At 40.9% G+C, this 20739-nt stretch carries 22 protein-coding genes; 12 read left to right on the top strand and 10 right to left on the bottom strand.

The window, feature by feature from the left end; translation table 11 throughout:
- Positions 1-101 precede the first annotated feature (101 nt).
- The 3 genes from TY16_RS21215 to TY16_RS21205 all read left to right on the top strand — a co-directional run bounded on the left by TY16_RS21215 (position 102) and on the right by TY16_RS21205 (position 2366).
- Positions 102-632: a D-glycero-alpha-D-manno-heptose-1,7-bisphosphate 7-phosphatase gene (locus tag TY16_RS21215; RefSeq protein ID WP_043933761.1), complete on the top strand. Its 531-nt coding sequence runs from the start codon at positions 102-104 to the stop codon at positions 630-632.
- 17 nt (positions 633-649) lie between these two features.
- The gene (locus tag TY16_RS21210) at positions 650-898 is read left to right on the top strand and encodes a sigma-G-dependent sporulation-specific acid-soluble spore protein CsgA (protein ID WP_043933760.1); all 249 of its coding nucleotides are present in this window, start codon (positions 650-652) and stop codon (positions 896-898) included.
- Between the two features lie 196 nt (positions 899-1094).
- Entirely contained in the window at positions 1095-2366 is a 1272-nt protein-coding gene (locus tag TY16_RS21205; protein ID WP_043933759.1) for an erythromycin esterase family protein, read from the top strand.
- 39 nt (positions 2367-2405) lie between these two features.
- Here TY16_RS21205 and TY16_RS21200 read toward each other — a convergent pair whose 3' ends face one another.
- The 3 genes from TY16_RS21200 to TY16_RS21190 all read right to left on the bottom strand — a co-directional run bounded on the left by TY16_RS21200 (position 2406) and on the right by TY16_RS21190 (position 5043).
- Positions 2406-3014 (bottom strand): hypothetical protein, encoded by a 609-nt coding sequence (locus TY16_RS21200; RefSeq protein WP_043933758.1) that lies wholly within the window; start codon positions 3012-3014, stop codon positions 2406-2408.
- Positions 3015-3041: 27 nt separating this feature from the next.
- Positions 3042-4070 (bottom strand): low-specificity L-threonine aldolase, encoded by a 1029-nt coding sequence (ltaE, locus tag TY16_RS21195; RefSeq protein WP_043933757.1) that lies wholly within the window; start codon positions 4068-4070, stop codon positions 3042-3044.
- Between the two features lie 319 nt (positions 4071-4389).
- Positions 4390-5043, bottom strand: a complete 654-nt coding sequence (locus TY16_RS21190; RefSeq protein WP_081773066.1) for a potassium channel family protein — start codon at positions 5041-5043, stop codon at positions 4390-4392.
- A 306-nt stretch (positions 5044-5349) separates the two neighbouring features.
- Between TY16_RS21190 and TY16_RS21185 the strand changes: the two genes are divergently transcribed.
- Positions 5350-6837 carry an MFS transporter gene (locus TY16_RS21185; RefSeq protein ID WP_043933756.1) on the top strand — a complete coding sequence of 496 codons (1488 nt, stop codon included), beginning with the start codon at positions 5350-5352 and terminating at the stop codon, positions 6835-6837.
- A gap of 52 nt (positions 6838-6889) precedes the next feature.
- On the opposite strand, the gene TY16_RS26375 is transcribed toward TY16_RS21185, so the two are convergent.
- Together TY16_RS26375 and TY16_RS21180 are read right to left on the bottom strand one after the other, a co-directional pair.
- The gene (locus TY16_RS26375; protein WP_139070012.1) at positions 6890-7036 is read right to left on the bottom strand and encodes a lmo0937 family membrane protein; all 147 of its coding nucleotides are present in this window, start codon (positions 7034-7036) and stop codon (positions 6890-6892) included.
- 434 nt (positions 7037-7470) lie between these two features.
- Positions 7471-8241: a LysM peptidoglycan-binding and 3D domain-containing protein gene (locus TY16_RS21180; RefSeq protein ID WP_043933755.1), complete on the bottom strand. Its 771-nt coding sequence runs from the start codon at positions 8239-8241 to the stop codon at positions 7471-7473.
- 237 nt (positions 8242-8478) lie between these two features.
- On the opposite strand from TY16_RS21180, the gene TY16_RS21175 reads away from it, so the two are divergent.
- Positions 8479-9477, top strand: coding sequence for a DoxX family membrane protein (locus TY16_RS21175; RefSeq protein WP_043933754.1), 999 nt, complete (start codon positions 8479-8481; stop codon positions 9475-9477).
- Between the two features lie 184 nt (positions 9478-9661).
- On the opposite strand, the gene fdhF is transcribed toward TY16_RS21175, so the two are convergent.
- Together fdhF and TY16_RS25415 are read right to left on the bottom strand one after the other, a co-directional pair.
- On the bottom strand, positions 9662-11719 hold the full coding sequence (fdhF, locus tag TY16_RS26985) for a formate dehydrogenase subunit alpha (protein ID WP_442853236.1): 2058 nt from the start codon (positions 11717-11719) through the stop codon (positions 9662-9664).
- Between the two features lie 337 nt (positions 11720-12056).
- On the bottom strand, positions 12057-14597 hold the full coding sequence (locus tag TY16_RS25415) for a PAS domain S-box protein (RefSeq protein WP_081773159.1): 2541 nt from the start codon (positions 14595-14597) through the stop codon (positions 12057-12059).
- Between the two features lie 604 nt (positions 14598-15201).
- On the opposite strand from TY16_RS25415, the gene yhfH reads away from it, so the two are divergent.
- The 3 genes from yhfH to TY16_RS21140 all read left to right on the top strand — a co-directional run bounded on the left by yhfH (position 15202) and on the right by TY16_RS21140 (position 16014).
- A complete protein-coding gene (gene yhfH, locus TY16_RS25925; protein WP_081773065.1) occupies positions 15202-15336 on the top strand; it encodes a protein YhfH in 135 nt (44 codons plus the stop codon).
- A 127-nt stretch (positions 15337-15463) separates the two neighbouring features.
- Positions 15464-15781, top strand: coding sequence for a hypothetical protein (locus TY16_RS21145; RefSeq protein ID WP_231505659.1), 318 nt, complete (start codon positions 15464-15466; stop codon positions 15779-15781).
- 47 nt (positions 15782-15828) lie between these two features.
- On the top strand, positions 15829-16014 hold the full coding sequence (locus TY16_RS21140; RefSeq protein ID WP_043933750.1) for a hypothetical protein: 186 nt from the start codon (positions 15829-15831) through the stop codon (positions 16012-16014).
- Positions 16015-16043: 29 nt separating this feature from the next.
- Here the strand turns inward: TY16_RS21140 and TY16_RS21135 are convergent, their stop codons facing one another.
- Positions 16044-16229 (bottom strand): cold-inducible protein YdjO-related protein, encoded by a 186-nt coding sequence (locus TY16_RS21135; protein ID WP_043933749.1) that lies wholly within the window; start codon positions 16227-16229, stop codon positions 16044-16046.
- A 165-nt stretch (positions 16230-16394) separates the two neighbouring features.
- On the opposite strand from TY16_RS21135, the gene TY16_RS21130 reads away from it, so the two are divergent.
- Positions 16395-17120 carry a Crp/Fnr family transcriptional regulator gene (locus tag TY16_RS21130; protein WP_231505658.1) on the top strand — a complete coding sequence of 242 codons (726 nt, stop codon included), beginning with the start codon at positions 16395-16397 and terminating at the stop codon, positions 17118-17120.
- Between the two features lie 52 nt (positions 17121-17172).
- Here the strand turns inward: TY16_RS21130 and TY16_RS26705 are convergent, their stop codons facing one another.
- Entirely contained in the window at positions 17173-17310 is a 138-nt protein-coding gene (locus TY16_RS26705) for a hypothetical protein (protein ID WP_197028437.1), read from the bottom strand.
- 241 nt (positions 17311-17551) lie between these two features.
- Between TY16_RS26705 and TY16_RS21125 the strand changes: the two genes are divergently transcribed.
- Positions 17552-19168, top strand: coding sequence for an ABC-F family ATP-binding cassette domain-containing protein (locus TY16_RS21125; protein WP_043933748.1), 1617 nt, complete (start codon positions 17552-17554; stop codon positions 19166-19168).
- Between the two features lie 269 nt (positions 19169-19437).
- On the opposite strand, the gene TY16_RS25920 is transcribed toward TY16_RS21125, so the two are convergent.
- Entirely contained in the window at positions 19438-19569 is a 132-nt protein-coding gene (locus TY16_RS25920) for a YuzL family protein (protein WP_081773064.1), read from the bottom strand.
- A gap of 106 nt (positions 19570-19675) precedes the next feature.
- On the opposite strand from TY16_RS25920, the gene TY16_RS21120 reads away from it, so the two are divergent.
- Both TY16_RS21120 and modB read left to right on the top strand, forming a co-directional pair.
- A complete protein-coding gene (locus TY16_RS21120) occupies positions 19676-19918 on the top strand; it encodes a YkuS family protein (protein WP_043933747.1) in 243 nt (80 codons plus the stop codon).
- A gap of 144 nt (positions 19919-20062) precedes the next feature.
- The gene (modB, locus tag TY16_RS21115; RefSeq protein WP_043933746.1) at positions 20063-20722 is read left to right on the top strand and encodes a molybdate ABC transporter permease subunit; all 660 of its coding nucleotides are present in this window, start codon (positions 20063-20065) and stop codon (positions 20720-20722) included.
- The last annotated feature ends 17 nt before the right edge of the window (positions 20723-20739 follow it).

Raw genomic sequence — 20739 nt, 5'->3', positions numbered from 1 at the left:
GTTTAGACATAATCTGAAAAAGGAACAGACTTTATAAGTTCTTTGCCCAATATTTAAGGACGCTTCAGGGCATTTTATTAAAAGAGTGCGGAGGTGGGCCATTGAAAAGTGCAGTATTTCTGGATAGAGATGGTGTTTTAAATGAAGTCTTGACAACACGGGTGAAATTTGTTAATACCCCAAAGCAATTATTCTTGCTCGAGGGTGCCGCGGAGGCTGTAGCTGAACTTACAAAAGCAGGCTATCCAGTCTTAATCGTAACAAATCAAGGAGGCATTGGCCTTGGGTTTATGACTGAGCAAAAATTGGAAAAGGTACACGATCATTTAATTGAATTGATTAAGGAAAAGGGTGGAGCTATTTTAGATATTGCTTATTGTCCTCATAAACCGCACGAAGGCTGTATTTGCCGAAAACCAAACCCTGGGATGCTGGAAGAATTGGCGAAAAAACATAACATCGATCTGCAAGCTTCTGTTATGGTGGGAGATCACGAGCGGGACATCGAAGCCGGGAAGGCTGCTGGCTGTAAAACTGTATTCATTGGAGACGGTGACACTTCCGCGGACAACAGTGCACCCACACTCCTTTCCGCAGTCAAACCAATATTGGAACTCATAGGAAAAGAGTAATTAAAGGAGGAAAAAACATGGATCAATCACTGCAATACTTAAGGGAAATTGTTTCGAACTATACTGAAGGACATGGTCAAGGAAAGCGTATTTACGACTTGCTCGAAAAAAATTATTCATCAGAGGAAGAATTCGTAAGTTCTTTATCAGAAAAGGACATTCAATTCCTGAATACGATCCTGCCAGAGGAAATTAATTATGCCCGTGACGAACAAGATGATACCAGAGCTGAACACTTGAATAATGTTTTCGAACAACTCATTTAAGAAATTAAATTTACTCTCCTGATACTGACGGAAAAATAATCGAGAAAACAGGAAATATTACTACATCTATTTCCCAGGCAAGCGCAAGTACTGACAAATTGTGATGATAAAAATAAGGAACTTTCGGCAGGCAAAGACAAACTATGCTGATTTTCAACAAGTATTAACACAGATTTATGCCAAAAGAGGTGTATATATGAAAATACCCTTAAAGGAATCAATTGAGAAGTGGTCCCACCCGTTCGAAAATATAGAAGGCCTAAATTCTCTTATTGATAAAATGGGAGAGGCCCGGATTGTGCTCCTTGGCGAAGCTTCACATGGAACGTCAGAGTTTTATACACTTCGGGCGGAAATCACAAAGAGGCTGATACAGGAGAAAGGATTTTCATTTATTGCTGTTGAAGGAGACTGGCCAGCTTGCCACACCGTAAATTCCTATATAAAATCTCAAACCGACAATAGAAGCCCTGAAGAAGTTTTAAAAGCATTTCACAGATGGCCGACCTGGATGTGGGCTAACAAAGAAATCGTATCACTGCTCGAATGGTTGAAACAGCATAATAAGAATCTGGAGGAAGGAAAGAAAGCAGGATTTTATGGGCTGGATGTATACAGTTTGTGGGAATCAATGGATGAAGTAGTCTCGTACCTTAAAAAAATCAACTCTCCAGAGATGCCGGCTGCCATAAAGGCATTCTCCTGCTTCGAACCTTTTAACCGGAACAATGAAACGTACGCAATCTCCGCTGGTTATCTGTCTGAAGGATGCTCAAATGAAGTTGTTGACTTATTGTCGAGAATCCGTAAGTCAGTTGAAACAGACCCAAATGATTCGGAAGCAGCTCTAAGCCTTGAAGTGAACGCGCTTGTCGCTGCCAATGCCGAACAATATTATCGATTAATGGTTTTAAGCGATTCTGAATCCTGGAATACACGGGATATGCATATGGTCGAAGCTTTGAATGCGATTTTGAAATTTCATGGTCCCGACGCCCGCGCTATAATATGGGAGCATAATACTCATGTTGGGGATGCAAGGGCCACCGATATGAGGGAAGCCGGTATGATCAATGTGGGCCAGATCGTCAGGGAACAAAATCGAAAGAAGGATGTATTCATCACCGGATTCGGCACCCACCGCGGGACCGTCATCGCGGGGGAAGCCTGGGGCTCACCTTATGAAGAAATGGACGTGCCACCCGCACAGGCTTTCAGTTGGGAAGATGCTTTGCACCAGGCTGGCGACTATAATAAATGGCTTTTATTTACCGAGGAGAACCGTAACCTGTTTTCCGAGCGTATTGGCCATCGCGCAATTGGTGTTGTCTACAATCCCGAGTACGAGCATTATGGTAATTATGTTCCTTCGGTTATTTCCGAAAGGTATGATGCATTTATATATGTTGATCAATCCTTTGCCCTAGAACCGTTGGACATATTTAAAGGACCCGAGACCCTTTCTTAATAGAAGAAGCGCACTTCATTTTGAAGGCGCTTCTTTTGATTATTGTTTTTCCATAATCGGATTATCGAAGTTGTCTGAAACCTTTAATCCCTGTCCTTCAATAACCTCGTCAATCCGCGGCTTGGCATCATAAAATTTATTGGAATTTCTCAGTACAACCTTTTCCCCGCCCTCAGTTGTAAAGGTATAGTTATCAAGGCTCACCTGGCCCTGATTGCTTTTAACATAAACCATCTTTACCGCCGTAAATTTAGTCCATTTATATTCCTTTGTACCAACTCCGGCAGCCTCATTTAAATAAACACCTTTTTCATTCGCGTAGTAATAATGATCAATCCCAGCGGCAAGCAAAGGAATACATAAAACAAGTCCTCCAGCTAAAATCCACGGCAATCGTTTATGTTCCCACTTCCAATTCAATATCAAATAAGCGGACATTACAATCGCAGCTAGAAACATCCCTCCCATGAAGATCAAATAAGCTGATGCGGGAGTTTCAAAAAACCAATATTCCCTTTTATAGAAGAACATGCTTTGTATTGAAGCAACAATTATAAATGGAGCAAATAAGCTGCTAATAAACAGGATAATAGTATAAGCAACCATTTTAACATTCTTATCTTCCGCAGCACCGGTATTCGCAAACACTCAACATCCCCCTATAATCCATTCTTTTTATTTTGCTCGAACTACACCCTGAATCGAAGTCAATGCTGATTGGATATCGTCCTTGCTAACATCATAATTCGTAACAAGTCTGATTAGCCCAGAGCCTACCGACCCAGTAAGGATCCCTTGTTCTTTAAGTTTCTCTACAAACGCCTTTTCGTCCAAATCTGTCTGGCTTACATCGGCCACAACAATATTCGTTTCGACATTATTGGCAATGCGCAGCCCAGCAATATTCATTATCCCCTCAGCAAGAACTCTCGCATTTTCATGGTCCTCCGCCAGTCGATCGACCATTTGTGTTAGGGCAACCAACCCAGGTGCCGCTATGACTCCCGCCTGACGCATTCCTCCCCCAAGGCGTTTACGCCACTTCCTGGCCTTTCTAATAATCTCGCTGCTCCCAGCCAGCAAAGACCCTACCGGCGCGCCCAGACCTTTGGACAAGCACACTTGTAATGTATCGGAATGGCGGGCAAGATCGGCAATAGGAACACCAAGTGCCACTGCCGCATTAAAGAGCCTTGCTCCATCAATATGTACCGGTACCAGGTTTGTTTTTCCAACAGTATGTATGGCTTCCATATGTACTAAAGAAAGGACTGCTCCTCCTGCTCTGTTGTGCGTATTCTCGAGGCAAATCAAGCCTGTCTCTGGAAAGTGAATATCGTCCTCCCTGATGGCTGCAGCGACAAGAACCGGATCCATCGCCCCAAAGTTTCCCTTAATTGTTCTAGTTTGCACTCCAGCAAGCGCGGATGCAGTAGCTGCCTCATAATAAAAAATATGCGAATCCTCTTCAAGGATGATTTCTTGACCTGGTTTGCAATGGACTAAAATTGCAAGCTGATTTCCTTGCGTCCCGCTCGTCACAAACAGGGCTTCTTCCTTGCCAAGCATTTCCGCCGCTGTTTCCTCAAGTTTTTTTACAGTCGGGTCTTCACCGTATACATCATCCCCTACCTCCGCCCTATAGGAAGCAAGCCTCATTTCTTCTGTCGGTTTTGTTACAGTATCGCTTCTTAAATCAATCACCCTGCCAATCCCCTTTTTAAAAAATATATATTTCTTTCCTATATTTTACCTTACAGGAAGTGGAAATGGGAAGAGCAAAAGCGCAAGCGCCTTGATCATCGCTGTACAAACTGGAGGGGATTCGACTGAGATAAAGGAACCACGAAGAGCAAAGCGAATCGATGATGACTTATCGTAGGGAGGAGACCTGAAGTTTGCTAAGCGATAGGCGCTGGAGCTAGAGGTAGAAAACGCTTGATAATAGAGTTTACCACAGTCGTGAAATATATAGCATGCTAAATATAAATAAGGAACGGACCAACGTGCATCCGTTCCTCTTTCATGTTAGATTTCCAAATCGTTCAAGATCCTTTTTTTCACCGATTACGACAAGGACATCACCTTCCAGGATGGCTTCATCAGGAGAAGGTGATATATTTATTTTCTTTCCATGTCTGATTGCAATGACACTTAGATTAAATCTTGCGCGGAGGTCCAGGTCCCTCAATGTTTTATGGGTCATTGAACCAGGGATTTTCATTTCCTCGACACTATAATCCTTGGATAATTCGATAAAGTTCAACACATTAGGGGAAAGCAGCATATGGGCTACCCGTTCCCCCATATCACGTTCAGGGAATATCACCCAATCTGCCCCAACCTTTTCCAGCACCTGTCCGTGCGGCTTATTGATTGCCTTAGCAATAACCTTTTTTACTCCTTCTTCTTTTAAAAGAAGAACACTAAGGATACTCGCCTGAATATCATTTCCTATTGCTACAACAACAGTATCGAAGTTCCGGATCCCAATTGATTTAAGTGCATCCGGGTCAGTGGAATCAGCAATAACCGCATGTGTAAGTAGAGCCTGGGCGTCCTCAACCCGTTCTGCATTTGTATCAACACCCATCACTTCTTGTCCTGCTTCAACTAAACTTTCCGCAAGCCCCATGCCAAACCTGCCTAAGCCAATTACAGCGTACTGATTAATCACTTTTTTTCACTCCTTTGGTGGCCAAACAATTTATAATCTTTTCTCTTTCGGTTTTCATAGGCTTGATTGATACCTAATCGTATACCACCTTCAATTTCTTTATAATCATAAATCCAGCTTTTAAAAAAACCAAGAGAAACTATTCATTTGTGTTTTATTAAGGCTTCCTAATCTGCTTGCAACTGGATATTTCTATTTACTTAATGGTTTTTTGGACACCGATTTAATATACTTATATTATTGTTAGCTTATAAAAAGTAAATACAGTCATTCCCAAGTGCTGTATGTTAAAAAAAGGGGATCTTTATGAATCAGGGAGTAAGGCAATTAGTTTTGCAAACAGCTAGCCTCATCGGCGGATTTATGGTGTGGGTGATTATTGCCTCATTAATGCCCTTTATTGAGGTTGATTTAAACATAACTACAACTCAAACAGCTTGGGTTATTGCCCTCCCTGTTTTTCTTGGGTCTCTATTCAGGTTGCCTGCCGGATATTTGACAGGGAGATTTGGGGCAAGAATATTGTTTAGTGTCAGTTTCTTCATATTGATTGTTCCTATATTGCTCGTCCAATATTCCAATTCAGTGCTTCCCCTGCTCGCTGCTGGCTTGTTTCTAGGTTTCGGAGGAGCGGTTTTCTCAGTGGGAACAACATCCTTGCCAAAGTATTTTCCGGATACAAAGCATGGAATGGTCAATGGAATTTATGCAATCGGCACCATCGGTACTGCCTTGACTGCCTTTATCGCACCAGTTCTTGCTTCAAAAATTGGCTGGAGAGATACGGTAGAAATTTATCTTTATTTAGTACTATTTTTAGCGTTGCTAAACTTCCTATTGGGTGACAAATATGAAAAGACTGAAGAGGAACCTTTAAGAGACCAATTTTTTAAAGTATACAAGAATAAAAGGCTCTGGCTGCTTAGCTTTTTTTACTTCATTACCTTTGGGGTATTTCTAACCTTCACTATGTACTTGCCGATCTTCATGGTTAGGAACTTTAGCTTGCTAGAGATAGATGCAGGTTTAAGGACTGCTTTGTTTATATTCACCAGTATTGTATCCCGTGTTGTCGGTGGCTGGCTCGCTGATAAGTTCAATCCCTGGCATATCCTAATGATTAGTTTCTTAGGTCTAATGCTTTCAGGCGTCCTTCTATCCTTTACTCCATCCCTGCCGATTTTTTCTTTTGGCTGTTTAGTCGTAGCGATTTGTTCAGGATTAGGAAGTGGAGCAATATTCAAGCTGGTGCCGCTTCATTTTTATAAGCAGCCGGGTATTGTAAATGGCGTGGTTACAGCAATTGGCGGTCTTGGAGCTACATTTCCTCCAATAGTTGTTGGTGCAATGTATCAGTATACACACCAATATACGTTCGGTTTCATGGTATTGTCGCAGTTTGCACTTGCTGCACTTATCTTTGTTTGGTGGATAATCAGTTATGAAAAGCTGCGCGTTTCTGAAGAGATTATTTCCCTCATGAATGAAGGAATCACATTGACAGATCCGCATGGAATCATCCTAAAAATCAATCCAGCTTTCACAAGGATTACCGGATACACGATTGACGAGGTACATGGAAAAACCCCAAGCGTCCTCCAGTCTGGTGAACATGATATTGAATTTTACAAAAGAATGTGGCAAGACCTCAAAATTAAAGGCCATTGGGAAGGGCTTATTTGGAACAAGCGAAAAAATGGTGACATTTATCAGGAATATTTGATCATCAGAGCAATTAAGGATGAAAACGGAAAAACAATAAATTATGTAGGCATGTTTAGGGAGACAGATTGAACAAAAAGGGCTGCATCCAAAAGTGGATGCAGCCCTATTGTTTTACTTACAGTCACCGGTTTGCCCTGTTTTTAAACATATTGAATAAAAACACTACAACAGCTGCTACAAGTAGTAAATGAATTAAACCGCCAGCGATGTCGAATAGTAATCCGACGATCCAGAAGAGTACCAGCAGCCCTACAATGGTCCAGAGCATATTAATCTTCCTTTCATCTGTTTTAATAGTAGTTTACCCACTACTCATGTATTAAAAACAAATTCAATAAGATGATATGCTTCAGAACAAAAGCGCAAGCGCCTTCGTGACAGGCAAAAACCGCCTGTCCCTGCGATGATTATTCTCAGAAGCTTTCCTTAGTGGTCATCGCCGTACAAACTGGAGGGACTTCGACTGAGATAAAGGAATCACGAAGAGCGCTAGCGCATTCGTGCATGACTTATCGTAGGGAGGAGGCCTGAAGTTTGCGCACGCGTAGGCGCTCCTCATTACGCTATCGCGTAATTTCGTGCGATGGAATTTCGAGGAAGTTTTCCTTGTGGAGCTAGACGTAGATACGCTCAGTAAAAAAGTTATCACAGTCGCGAAATTTGTTATTTCCTAAAAAAAAACCGCCCTCAGGCGGCATTTGATTATTCTACTATTGTGACCTTCACCGTTTTGACTCCCCATTTAAGAGCAGCATCCCTGGAAGGTATAAATACATCAATCTTATTTCCTTTAATAGCGCCGCCTGTGTCGCCGGCAACTGCATAACCATAACCCTCAACGTAGACCTTGCTGCCAAGTGGAATCACGGATGGATCTACGGCGATCACCTTTGCACCTGGGTTATTTTTTAAGTTAATTCCGGTAGCAGTTGTTCCGGAACAGCCCTCACAGTAGGCTGTATAAGCGGTCGCTGTGGCAACAAGCTGTTTTCCTGCTACTTCACTCGCTGGCGCTTCCTTTTTGACTTGTTTAACTTGCTTAACAGCTGGTTTGGATACAGCCTTAACATTATTCACTTTCTTTTCCTGCTTCGCAGCTATCGCATTTGTACCTGTCGTTGGACCTGTAATTGATAGTTTCATTCCGGGTACAATTAAGTCCCCTTTCAGATCATTCCAATCTACTAATTTCTGCAGGGATATAGAATGCTTCTCTGCAATATTCCAAAGAGTGTCACCTTTTTTCACAACGTACATTGTTTCTGGATGAATGTTTAACATTTCACCTGCATAAATCATATCTGATGTAAGCCCGTTCCAAGCTATGATATCATCAACTGTTGCATTATGTACTTGTGCAAGTCCCGATAAGGTGTCGCCTTTTTGTACTGTAATTTCTTCAGCCTGTACATTGACGCCAATCGTTCCAGAGAGTGCAGCCGCCGCTAGTAAACTTCCAAGCTTCTTTTTCATAATCAATCATTCCTCCCAAAGTTCTTTTGGCTAACAAAACTAATAGTAGCACGAAAAAATAAAATCCAAAGAACAGGGACATGATAAATGAGTAACAAGAATGACCGGAACTTTACATTCCGGTGACTAATTGACAGAATATTCTTATTTAATCCAACCGATTTTGTGCGAAAAAAGGATGTGTATTCCTCCCAGTGGGTATAAGATACGAAGAACGAAAAGGAGGTATATAGATAGATGAAAAAAAGAATTTCAGCTGCAGGTATAGGACTTGTTATATTACTGACTCCCATTTTGGTTTTCGGCCATGTTAAATGGTTTACTGATGTTGAACCTAAAAAGGTACCTATTGAGGAAATATTATCACCATTATTTATTTCCATTTCTTTAGTTGTCGCCCTTGGTTTAGCAGCACTTCCCCAGTTGCTTCCCTGGATTATGAAATGGGAACCGCTCGCAAGGATTGACAGATATCTTGAAGGTTTCAGGAAGTATTCACGGAAAATACTGAAATATGGTACAGCCGTAGCGCTAATAATCCAGGTTTCTTTTGGAACAATTTTTGCGCCAGAAGTTATCATTCCATCAACTTCAATTGCCATTATTTCCTGGATTGCAATCGCCTTGCTTCTCATACCACACCATTACGCAACTAAAGCAGGTGCACTATTTTTACTTGGTTTATTTATATACTTAACCCCTCAATACGGCTTTTTCCATATGCTTGATTATGGGTTTTATCTTGCTATCATCTTCGTTTTATTAATAGGAAATACTAAATGGGAAGAGTGGGGATTTCCATTCTTGTATCTTGGTACTGGTCTTTCCCTCTGCTGGGTAGCCGTTGAAAAATGGGTGTTCCCGGGAATGTCTCTTGATATTATTTCAGGGCACAACGTCCCTACTTTTGGTTTTCCACCAGAAGTGTTTATTATCCTGAGCGCATTTATTGAATTTGTTGTAGGGTATCTCCTTGTTGTGGGGGTATTGAACAGGCTGCTGGCTTTTGTTTTGACTATCATTTTTGTTTTAACAACCACCTTGTTCGGTTGGCTTGAATTGGTGGGGCATTTTATGATTCATGTTATTTTGATTATCTTCATTATTGAAGGTGTATCTTTTTACAAGCCGCCAATTACAATTCATAAAACCGTTATGGATCGGGTTGTTTTTGTATTTCTGAATTTTATATTCGTCCTTTCGACATTTCTGCTAATTTATTATAGGTTTGCTTAATTAATTTATAAAATCTATATAGGATCAAATTATGAGTTTATCCTTTGCTTTCCACTTCAGGTTAGATTCTTTAGTTCATCCTATGGCACACAATATCGAAAAAAATGGTATATAAAAAGCTGTCCCAGAAGTCGTTAGGTAACGACCTTTTCGGACAGCTTTCTTCATTAGTTTAAAATTTTTATTAAGCCGGGCGGATGGCAAGTGCACATGCCTTGAATTCCGCTGTTCCGGATATTGGGTCATATTCATTTAATGTCAGCACATTGGTCGGTGTTTCATGCCAGTGGAAGCTCATGAACACAAGACCAGGAACTACCTGTTCGGTTACTTTGCACTTAACTGTCAACTCACCCCGCCGTGAGCTAACATGGACAAGGTCACCATTTTCAATGCCAAGTTTCTCGGCATCTGACGGGTGGATATCAACAGTTTCCTCGGTCTGTTTAATTTTAACTCCCGGAGCATAGTGGCGGGTTTGTGTATGAGTGTTATAGGATTCGTACCTCCTGCCGGTTGTCAGTGTAAATGGATACTCCTCATCCGGCAATTCAAGCGGTTCAGTATAATCAACTGGAACAAACGGCGACTTACGGATATTCTCTGCTTCCGTGTGGAAACGTTCATGCATCACGAACGTTCCTGGATGGCTTTCGTCCGGGCAAGGATAATGCAAAGAGTAATTCTCGTCAAGCCTCTGATAAGATATCCCGCCATACATTTCCCATGCGAGTTTTCTTACCTCATTCCAGATTTCTTCACTGCTTTCATAACTCATTGGGTAGCCCATCAATGTGGACAATTCACAAAGGATTTGCCAATCTTCCTTCGTATTCGGATGTGCTTCAACAGCTGTACGGACACGCTGAATCCTTCTGTCTGTATTCGTGAATGTTCCATCCACCTCTCCCCAGGAACGGGCGGGAAGGACTACATCTGCCATCTGTGCTGTTTCGGTTAGGAAAATATCCTGAACAATCAAAAGTTCCAAGTTTTCCAGCAGTTTTCGAGTATGATTCATATGAACATCCGCCAACAGCGGATTTTCTCCGATAACATAAAGAGCCTTCAAGCTTCCATTCTCAATCCGATCGAACGTTCTTGTTTGTGTATCTCCCGCTATTGGATTGATCGCCATGCCCCATTCACTCTCATAACGTGCCCGGTATTCTTCATTGGCAAGGCTGATCGCTCCTGTAAGCTGGTTAGGAAGGCAGCCCATATCTCCGGCACCCTGAACATTATTCTGTCCGCGCAAAGGCATAATCCCAGTGCCTTCTTTTCCGATATTGCCTGTTAAAAGAGCAAGGTTGGCGATGTCAAATACATTATTTACTCCGCAATGATGTTCAGTAATCCCAAGAGTATATGCAATCATTGAGCCATTAGAGCCCGCATATTCACGAGCTGTTTCCCTGATATCTTCAGCCGGTACACCGGTGATTTCAGAAGCAAATTCAGGCGTATACAATTTCACACGTTCCTTCAATGCCTCAAACTCATCAGTATGCCTTAAAATGAAACCAGTATCATATAGACCTTCATTAATAATCACATTCATGAGGGCGTTAATTAATGCAATATCAGAACCGACATTAAGCTGAAGATGACGGTGAGATTGTTTGACCATATCTATTTTTCTTGGGTCGATTACAATCATCTTTAAGCCTGATTTAACCGCTTTCTTGATGCGATTTGCAATAATCGGATGCGCTTCTGACGTATTTGAGCCCATCAGGAGAAGCACTTCCGCCTTATCAAAATCCTCAAGCGTATTTGTTGGAAATCCGCTTCCGAACACAGTTGCCAGACCGGCAACACTAGGAGCGTGTCACGTTCGGTTGCAACCGTCGATATTATTGCTGCCAATTGCCGTTCTCATAAATTTTTGAGTAACATAATTTGATTCGTTTGTAGTCCTTGCACAGGCAAACATGGAAATGGCTTCGGGGCCAAATACAGATTTTATTGATCCTAGCTTTTCAGCAATGAAATTCAAAGCTTCATTCCAGGAAACCTCCACAAGTTCTCCAGCCTTGCGAACCATCGGGGCCTTTAGCCTGTTTGGTGCATGAACATACTCATATGCGAAGGAGCCCTTTACACATGTCTGGCCTTTATTGACAGGTGCGTCTTTATCACCGCGAATTTTCACAATTTTATTATTCACCACTTCAAGAACCAGGCCGCATCCTGTTCCGCAATAGCCACAGACTGTTTTGACGAAATTCGATTCTCCCATTTTCCGCCCTCCAATTTACTAATATTTTCCCTGTATAAATATAATAATCCAAATGAGTTGTGAATGACTCATATTTTCCAGGCGTTTGTGACGTTTTAATGAAAACTTTCCTTCCTCAAAAGTATGGCAAAGAATCTTTAAATATGCAGTGATTCGTGTCACTTTGCATAGTGGCAAACTGGGTAATACCTTAAAAAAAGTCTGTTGATTTCAGCTGCAAAAGATAATTGAGAATTTTCGTCTTCCTCTGTATTTCAACTTTGTTTAAACAACCACCTCACTAATTATCACTATAAAAAAAACAGGAAATGGTTTTTCCATTCCCTGTTGTTTAGTCTTATGCAGTCTTTGCCGGAAGGACAATATTGAAGGTTGTTCCTTTATTTTGCTCACTTTCGACAAATACCTTTCCATTATGGCTCTCAATAATTTTAAAGCTGACCATGAGGCCAAGGCCATTTCCGTTCTTCTTCGTTGTATAAAAAGGTTCACCTAGCTTCTTTAACTTTTCTTCCGGTATCCCAACCCCTGTATCCTGGATGGAAATCTGTACATTTCCTTGGACAATTACAGTTTTAACGTGAAGGTCTCCCCCATTCGGCATAGCTTCAATACCGTTTTTAATGAAGTTAAGAAAAACCTGCTTTAGCCTGTTTTCATCACATTCAATCTGGATAATTTCACTGTTGCAGTCAAAATGCAATCTAACATTTTTCTTGCGGGCTTCAAACTCCAGCAAGGAAACTACATTGCGTAATACCGGAACGACATTCTTTTCTTCAAGTTCGACCGCTTTTGGTTTTGCAAGAACCATAAAGTCTTCAACAATACCATTTACCCGGTCAATTTCATCAAGAATAATATTTAGGAACTCCAAACGCTCTGGATCTTTCTCATCAAGCTGGAGGAATTCGGCATATCCTTTCATCGAAGTAAGCGGGTTCCGGATTTCATGGGCAACACCTGCAGCAAGCTGACCTACAGCAGCAAGCTTATCCTGCCTGTGCAGCATTTCTTCAGTCTTCTTCCTCTCCGTAATATCATTGCGGATTGCAAGATACTGGTACGGCTTCCCCTTATCGTTCAGGAACGGGACAATGGTTGTATCCACCCAATAAGAGGTTCCATCTTTGGCAGAGTTTTTAATTTCACCTTTCCAAACATTCCCCTGGCCAATTGTCCGCCACAAATCTTTAAAGAATTCCTTTGAATGATAACCCGAATTCAGGATGCTATGATCCCGGCCGATTAATTCTTCCCTGCTATAGCCTGATATTTCACAAAAATTATCATTAACGCTTTGAATGATGCCCTGAGCATTTGTAATCGCTACAATAGACGATTGATCAAGCGCGAATTTAAAGTCACTGATTTCCTTCATGGATTCCTTTAAGTTTTGCTGGGCTATCTTCCTATTGGTAATATCAGTCCTAATCGCTACATATTGATATGGCTTCCCTTTATAATTCAGAAAGGGCACAATAGTTGTGTCCACCCAATATAAAGATCCATCCTTTGCACGGTTACAGATTTCCCCTTTCCATACATCACCTTGCCCAATGGTTCTCCATAATTTTTTAAAAAATTCTTTATCATGGGTGCCGGAGTTGAGAATCCGATGGTCCTGGCCAATCAATTCTTCGCGGCTATATTTCGATATTTCACAGAATCTGTCATTTACACTGGTAATCATACCTTTTGCATCCGTTATCGCAACAATCGAGGACTGGTCGAGAGCAAACGTGATATCGCTTATTTCCTTATGCCTCTCAAGCAGTTCAGCTTCGGCTCTCTTCCTATTAGTAATATCAGCACGGATTGAAACATACTGATACGGCATACCTTTCGAATCGAGGAATGGAACAATGGTTGTGTCGACCCAATAAAGCGATCCATCTTTCGCTCGATTGCAAACCTCACCTTTCCATATTCTCCCTGACTGAACAGTTTCCCATAAATTTTTAAAAAATTCACGGGAATGATAGCCTGAATTCATTAGACGATGATTCTTTCCAATAATTTCTTCCCTCGAATATTTAGTTACTTCAAGGAACCTATCATTTACCTCAATCAAATTACCTTCCCTGTCTGTAATTCCGACGATGGCAGCCGCATCCAAAGCTGCAAGAATATCCTTTAGATGACTATCTGTAGAAGCAAGTTTTTTGCTTATTAATGTACTTGATATGATTAGGCCGCCGAATATGAGAAACGCAACAAACAAGACGAGATATATAATGAAGGAATCATCTGGGATTAAACCGTTCCCAGTTGAGGTCTCTATACCAAAATTGGACGCCCTTTTCAAAAGAAAATGCCCCTGGGCAACAGCTATCGTAATGATAGCAGCGCTGACAGGCTTCAACCAGGCAGTATTACGATTAAAACTTTTGGAGTAAAAAAGCATCCAAAGTGCGAATAAAAAGGAACAGTAAATTAGTAAACCAGAAACAATAAAAATTGGCGCATGGAATTCGATGCTGACATTCATTGAGTACATTCCGATAATATGAATTGAAAACACCGCTACTGTAAGGAATAAACTGCTTAAAACAAGGCCGGTCAGTCTGACCTTACTCCCTGTCAAAGGAATGAATGCCATACCAGTCAGTGAAATTCCAATAATGATTGACAACAATGTTAGTGGAATCTGGTAAGTTGCGAATCTGCCAAAATCCTCTGACAAAAGTCCGAGGAAATTCAGTATCCAAATGCCAATGCCCATAGCAAGAGTACCGCCAAGGAACAACAAGCCTTTATTTTTTTTAGAGGAGTGAATTAAAGTGAACATGTCCAATGCTGTATATGAAGCCATCACTGACAATGCGAAGGCGATAATGAGCAATACGGGACTGAATGAAGCTGTCATGTCAATCATTGTCAAGTATCAACCCCTGAATTTTTAATAGATATAATACAATTGTAATAGAAAGTTCACATTTAAGATAGTAGAAATACCCAGGATATAGTTGAAAATCACTACTTTATTTACAAAACTATACTTTATTACTATGAAAAGGTTGAAAGTCTCATTTTTTAAAAACTTTTCTAAAAAAATCGTAATTCCAATAACCCCTGGCGTCACTTCACTTAATTGTTGGGAATCATTCTTATGCTTAGTGGCAAGTACTAAAACCTTCATCTCCTCTTCTATTGATGATTAATTCTGTACTTCTTTCATTAATGAAAGTGCACTATCCGTATCTTTTTTGACCATTCAATACCTACGGAAGTTTTCTTTAACTCCTCCACCCCAATTTCTTGATATCTCAAACTCCGAGGAAATTTGCCCTGTATTCAAGACTAGTAGGGATAACATCCGGTTGCTTCTCAGTTAAATACTTTTTTCTATACTCCCTATTCTCTTTTAAAAAAATTTAAGAATTTTTCAAAAAACTATTCACTTTTTTTAAAAATGTGTTTATACTGTACTATAATAGGATAAACAAATTAAAACTGTTATACAAAAGGAGAGGGTAAATATGATGATGAGTCCAGTTGAATTTTTCCGTAGCCTGCCAAAAAAGGTGTGCCCTGAATGTGGAGAGCAAGTACATGAAATGGCAGAATCTTATTTGCACGAATGCGATCGCTGCCTTTCAAAACGTGAGGAATAGAAACTTAAAAACCGGAACCTAATGGGGTTCCGGTTTTTATTTTTATTAGATTGTTTGAAATGCTCCTGGGTCGTATAAATACTTATATATACAATTGGCTTGCCTAACACCGTAATAACAGGCTACATTGGATGTAGCACAGATTAAGCTTGCATACCCAAAGAAGGATGTGCTGCTGATGAAACTTCTGCATTGGAGTTATACCAAGAGATATAACCTAAAAGGGATTTTTGATACCCATCCGAATTCGACGGTCCTTTTTAGGCAAATCAAGGATTACTATTTCATTTACACAGTAAAATGGGACCTTCTGGATCCTCCTGTTAAAAGGGACGACCTTGATATGATGGAGATCCTTATGAATACTGAAATGGGAACCTTTGAGCATTACCGCAAGAGAAAAGCGTATCGTTACGCACACGAGATTTACCGGCCTAACGAATAAAGTCATCGCTGATAGCACAAGCTTCATTTGAGGGAGCTGAAAAATCAATGGCAAAAAAATTAAACTATACTACCCCGGCAATAAAGAATCCTGTTATGACTGTTGAGACAGGCGACACCTTTCCGAATCCCGAAAGTATACCAGGAGATTCAGTTGAAGAACACAAGCATCTTGAGGAAGCAAATATCATGTTGACAGGCGATGAAATTAAACAGCAAAACGAAAACTTATAGCTTACTTTGAAGCCGGTCGAACCCGGCTTTTATATTTTAGGGAGATCACGGACGCCCATTTCCATTGAACTGCCGCACATTGGACAGAGAAGATCCTCGGAAACAAAAGCCTTTCTCATCCAGCCATTGCATGCATCCCCTATACACGAATAGACTTCTGTCGCAACAAATGGTTCCACTTCTTTTTCTAGTGGAAGCTTTTTCCCAAAAAACATACATATCCTCCCTTTCCAGATTCAGAACTAACCTGTTAGCTAGTATGCTCTTTTTACCAGGAATTATTGAGAAATTTACCCTTTCCCTAAAATGTTTCTTATATTTGTAAGAAAAACGGCAAAATTGCTGTTCATTTTTACTGTAAAATGAAAGGTGAACCCAAAATGGAGAAAGTCCAGGTGATTTACATGGAACAAACTTTCAAAAACCCATCGCTTTCATACGAAATGAATGAATTGCTGAGATATGCATCAAGAACCTTCGTAAGCAACAAAGGGTCCTATTTGTTCCGGGAAGGTCAGGATGCGGAAGAGATTTATATTATCCTTTCAGGCAAGGTGCAAATATCAAAAATGAACGCAGAGGGACAGGAGCTTGTCCTTCGTCTCGCTAGCCATAACGACATTGTGGGTGAACTTACCCTTTTTACTCAGGAACCAAAGTATATATTTAATGCAATGGTGAATGAAAGTGCAAATATTGCCGCAGTTCATATCAAGGAACTTGAAGCCGCACTTATCAATAACAGCAAACTTTCCTATGAATTTCTTCGCTGGATGAATGACCATATGCGGAAAACGATGACCAAATTCAAAGATTTGGTACTCAATGGAAAAAAGGGGGCACTTTACTCGACACTTATCCGGATCAGCAATAGTTATGGGGTCGAGCAGGAGGATGGCATCCATATTTCGGTGCAGCTCACCACACAGGAACTCGCGAATTTTTGCGGAACCGCCCGTGAAATTGTCAGCAGGCTTCTTTCGGAGCTAAAAAGGAAGAAAATTATAAGCGTCGAATCAAAGAAAATCATCATTCATGATATCGCCTTTCTTAAAAGGGAAAATAATTGTGATAATTGTCCGATAGAATATTGCAATATTGATTAACAAGAGAAGATAAAATTAAAGCGGATACCCTTATCAGGTATCCGCTTTGTGTTTAGCTATGAACTGTCGAAGGAGTATTATTGAGGTGCTGCAGATTGGACAGATAATCGGCCTTTGGTTTAGTCAAACTGGCATTGATGCCCGATTCCTTCAGTTTATTGACCAACTCTGTAATTTTCTGTTTAGCCATAAGGTTCACCTTCTCTTCTAGGCATTTCCTAAACCAATTCTACAACAAAATTATGAATAAAGTGTGAAAAAATTATAATTTTCTTAGAAAAATTTTAAAAGCTGGAAAAAAATATTTTGAAAGGTCCGCTTTCCTTTTTACCCATCGGAAACGGTGGAAAAACCCTCTTTTTTTCAAAAAGTTCGCTTGAAACCAGTAAACATGGTATACTTTCGTAGATTATTTTTTCTTGGAGGCATATATGATTACAGTTAGCAACGTAAGTTTACGCTTTGGAGACCGTAAACTATTCGAAGATGTCAATATAAAGTTTACTCCTGGCAATTGTTATGGATTGATCGGAGCCAATGGCGCCGGAAAGTCCACATTCCTGAAAATTCTATCAGGAGAAATTGAAGCACAAACCGGAACAGTTCAATTGGGACCTGGTGAAAGAATGGCAGTCCTGAAGCAGAACCATTTCGAGTATGAAGAAAACGAAGTCCTGGAAACAGTCATTATGGGCCATACAAGACTTTTTCAAGTAAAACAGGAAAAAGAAGCTATTTATATGAAGGAAAACTTCACTGATGAAGATGGAATGCGGGCAGCAGAACTAGAGGGCGAATTTGCCGAACTGAACGGCTGGGAAGCAGAATCTGAAGCAGCCATCCTCCTCAAGGGACTTGGAATTGAAGAAGACCTGCACTATAAGAAAATGGCTGAGCTTGATGGTTCTGACAAAGTAAAGGTCCTTCTTGCTCAGGCACTCTTTGGCAAGCCGGATGTCCTTTTACTTGATGAGCCTACAAACCATCTTGATATAAAAGCAATACAATGGCTAGAGGAATTCCTGATCAATTTTGAAAACACGGTTATCGTCGTTTCCCATGACAGGCACTTCCTTAATAAAGTGTGTACCCATATTGCCGACCTGGACTACGGCAAAATTCAGGTTTATGTCGGAAACTACGATTTCTGGTATGAATCCAGCCAGCTTGCAGTTAGAATGGCACAGGACTCCAACAAGAAGAAGGAAGAGAAAATTAAAGAATTACAAAACTTTATTGCTCGATTTAGTGCAAATGCTTCTAAATCAAAGCAGGCTACTTCCAGGAAGAAGCTCCTTGATAAAATTACACTTGATGATATCAGGCCATCTTCCCGTAAATACCCATACGTCGGATTTACTCCAGACCGGGAAATTGGCAATGACCTGCTACGAGTTGAAGGTCTGTCAAAAACGATTGACGGGGTAAAAGTCCTTGATAATATTAGTTTTGTTATGAATAAGGGCGACAAAATTGCTCTAGTTGGAACAAATGAATTAGCCAAAACCACTTTATTTAAGATTCTCATGGGTGAACTTGAGGCGGACGAGGGCACATATAAATGGGGCATAACCACTTCCCAGGCCTACTTCCCAAAGGATAACTCCCAATTTTTTGAAAACAGCGAGCTTAATCTTGTGGATTGGCTGCGACAGTTTTCTCCAAAGGATGAAAGTGAAAGTTTCTTGCGCGGTTTCCTAGGCAGAATGCTTTTCTCTGGCGAGGAAGTTATGAAAAAAGCGAGTGTATTGTCAGGAGGAGAAAAGGTTCGCTGCATGCTTTCAAAAATGATGCTGTCTGGATCGAACGTTCTCATTCTTGATGAACCAACAAACCACCTTGATCTTGAATCGATTACTGCCTTAAACAACGGCTTAATCAACTTCAAAGGCTCACTTTTATTTGCATCCCATGACCATCAATTCATTCAGACAATCGCAAACAGGATTTTTGAGATAACACCATCAGGCCTGGTCGATAAGCAAATGAACTATGATGAGTACCTGGAAAACAAAGAACTACAAGAACAGATTGCTAAAATGTATTAAATAGCTCCAGTGCCTTGGCGCTGAAGTTAGATATAGCCACGCTAAAAACGCTTAAACAGGGCTTTAATAGTGGAAGGCAACCTTAGAAAAGTTGATACCATTTTTTAGTTCCTTGGATCAGTACATTTTTTAAAATATTCAGGACAGATTTTAAATTTTACAGACAACTCCATTCCACCACAATAAACTGAGGACATTAGGCAGCTGGACTTTTTAACAAAGGCTATATAGAAAGAAACAGGGGCCACAACCCCTGTTTCTTTTCGTGTTTAATGCCTTTTCTGTTTGTTCCTTGAAGATGGGGCCTTCACTTTTCCTGTTTCCTGATTGGTAGTTCCCTGTCCCTCAACCTGTGACGAATTCAAACCGATTGTCGAGGGGTCATGCTTTCGCTTTCCCATCATATCCACCTCCTATTCTTAGCGTTTCCTTATAAGTTAACTTATACAATTAGGAATAATTTCACTTCCCCTAGGCATGATATGGACATAGGAGGTGTAGTTCTTAATGGCAAAAGTAGGAGTTGAACAATCCCTGACTAATGTACAACAGGCATTAAGGGAACGTGGACATGATGTCGTTGAGTTGAAACAGGAGTCGGACGCGGCAGACTGCGCTTGCTGCGTGATTACTGGTTTTGATTCCAATGTAATGGGAATGCAGGATACAGTGACAAAGGCCTCTGTTATAGAAGCAAATGGCCTGTCAGCAGATGAAGTTTGTTCACTTGTGGAAAATAGACTTTCATAATCACTTGTCCAGAGCTTACACTCTGGACTTTTCTTTTTATAAGGTGTGACACAGGCATCAAACTTTGATAAATTTAGACTGTCATGGTATTCAATTTACCTATTCAACAGGGATACCGAATATATTTCGACAGGATGGAAAGCTGTGTTTCAAACTGATTTAGTAAACCCAATTCTTCTTTCATTGCAAACTGCAGTGATTGCACTTGCGCTGGCGTTTCCGTTCGGAATTCTGTTTGCCAGGCTGATGGCCGGGAAAAAATTCAGGGGCCAATTAGTGGCAGAGACCTTCTTTTTATTGCCAATCGTACTCCCCCCGACTGTAAGTGGATTTTTGCTGATTATATTATTTGGCCAATCTAGCCCAATTGGAAAACTGGTTTATGACTTTTTTGGGGGCGGCATAATGTTCACACCCTGGGCTGCGGCAATAGCGTCCACGGTTGTTGCTTTCCCGCTTATGTATCAATCCGCAAAGAGCGGCTTCGAATCAATCGATCCCGGAATTGAAGAGGCTGCTAAAATGGATGGCGCAGGCATTCTGAAAATCTTTTATTATATTACCCTCCCTCTTTCGGCACGTGCCCTTATCACTGGGGCAATCCTCAGCTTTGCCAGGGCACTCGGGGAATTCGGTGCAACACTTATGTTTGCCGGCAATATTCCCGGTCGTACCCAAACTGTTCCAACGGCCATATATGTAGCAATGGAATCGGGGAATATAGACACCGCCTGGTTCCTTGTAGCAATTATGGTGATCATATCCTTTATTATGCTGTATGCCGCCTCTTTGCTCCGTAAATAGGTTGAACTAATTTGGCT

Source organism: Bacillus sp. EB01 (assembly GCF_000613125.1).
Lineage (GTDB): Bacteria > Bacillota > Bacilli > Bacillales > Cytobacillaceae > Bacillus_D.
This window is presented reverse-complemented; position numbering and strand designations above follow the sequence as displayed.

Coding starts and splice junctions, on each gene's coding strand:
- TY16_RS21120 (WP_043933747.1), top strand. CDS start 19,676: ATGGCAAAAGTAGGAGTTGAACAATCCCTGACTAATGTACAACAGGCA.
- TY16_RS21185 (WP_043933756.1), top strand. CDS start 5,350: ATGAATCAGGGAGTAAGGCAATTAGTTTTGCAAACAGCTAGCCTCATC.
- TY16_RS21180 (WP_043933755.1), bottom strand. CDS start 8,241: ATGAAAAAGAAGCTTGGAAGTTTACTAGCGGCGGCTGCACTCTCTGGA.
- TY16_RS21135 (WP_043933749.1), bottom strand. CDS start 16,229: ATGTTTTTTGGGAAAAAGCTTCCACTAGAAAAAGAAGTGGAACCATTT.
- TY16_RS25920 (WP_081773064.1), bottom strand. CDS start 19,569: ATGGGAAAGCGAAAGCATGACCCCTCGACAATCGGTTTGAATTCGTCA.
- TY16_RS25415 (WP_081773159.1), bottom strand. CDS start 14,597: ATGATTGACATGACAGCTTCATTCAGTCCCGTATTGCTCATTATCGCC.
- yhfH (WP_081773065.1), top strand. CDS start 15,202: ATGATGATGAGTCCAGTTGAATTTTTCCGTAGCCTGCCAAAAAAGGTG.
- TY16_RS21205 (WP_043933759.1), top strand. CDS start 1,095: ATGAAAATACCCTTAAAGGAATCAATTGAGAAGTGGTCCCACCCGTTC.
- TY16_RS26705 (WP_197028437.1), bottom strand. CDS start 17,310: ATGGCTAAACAGAAAATTACAGAGTTGGTCAATAAACTGAAGGAATCG.
- TY16_RS26375 (WP_139070012.1), bottom strand. CDS start 7,036: ATGCTCTGGACCATTGTAGGGCTGCTGGTACTCTTCTGGATCGTCGGA.
- TY16_RS21175 (WP_043933754.1), top strand. CDS start 8,479: ATGAAAAAAAGAATTTCAGCTGCAGGTATAGGACTTGTTATATTACTG.
- TY16_RS21140 (WP_043933750.1), top strand. CDS start 15,829: ATGGCAAAAAAATTAAACTATACTACCCCGGCAATAAAGAATCCTGTT.
- TY16_RS21125 (WP_043933748.1), top strand. CDS start 17,552: ATGATTACAGTTAGCAACGTAAGTTTACGCTTTGGAGACCGTAAACTA.
- TY16_RS21130 (WP_231505658.1), top strand. CDS start 16,395: ATGGAGAAAGTCCAGGTGATTTACATGGAACAAACTTTCAAAAACCCA.
- TY16_RS21210 (WP_043933760.1), top strand. CDS start 650: ATGGATCAATCACTGCAATACTTAAGGGAAATTGTTTCGAACTATACT.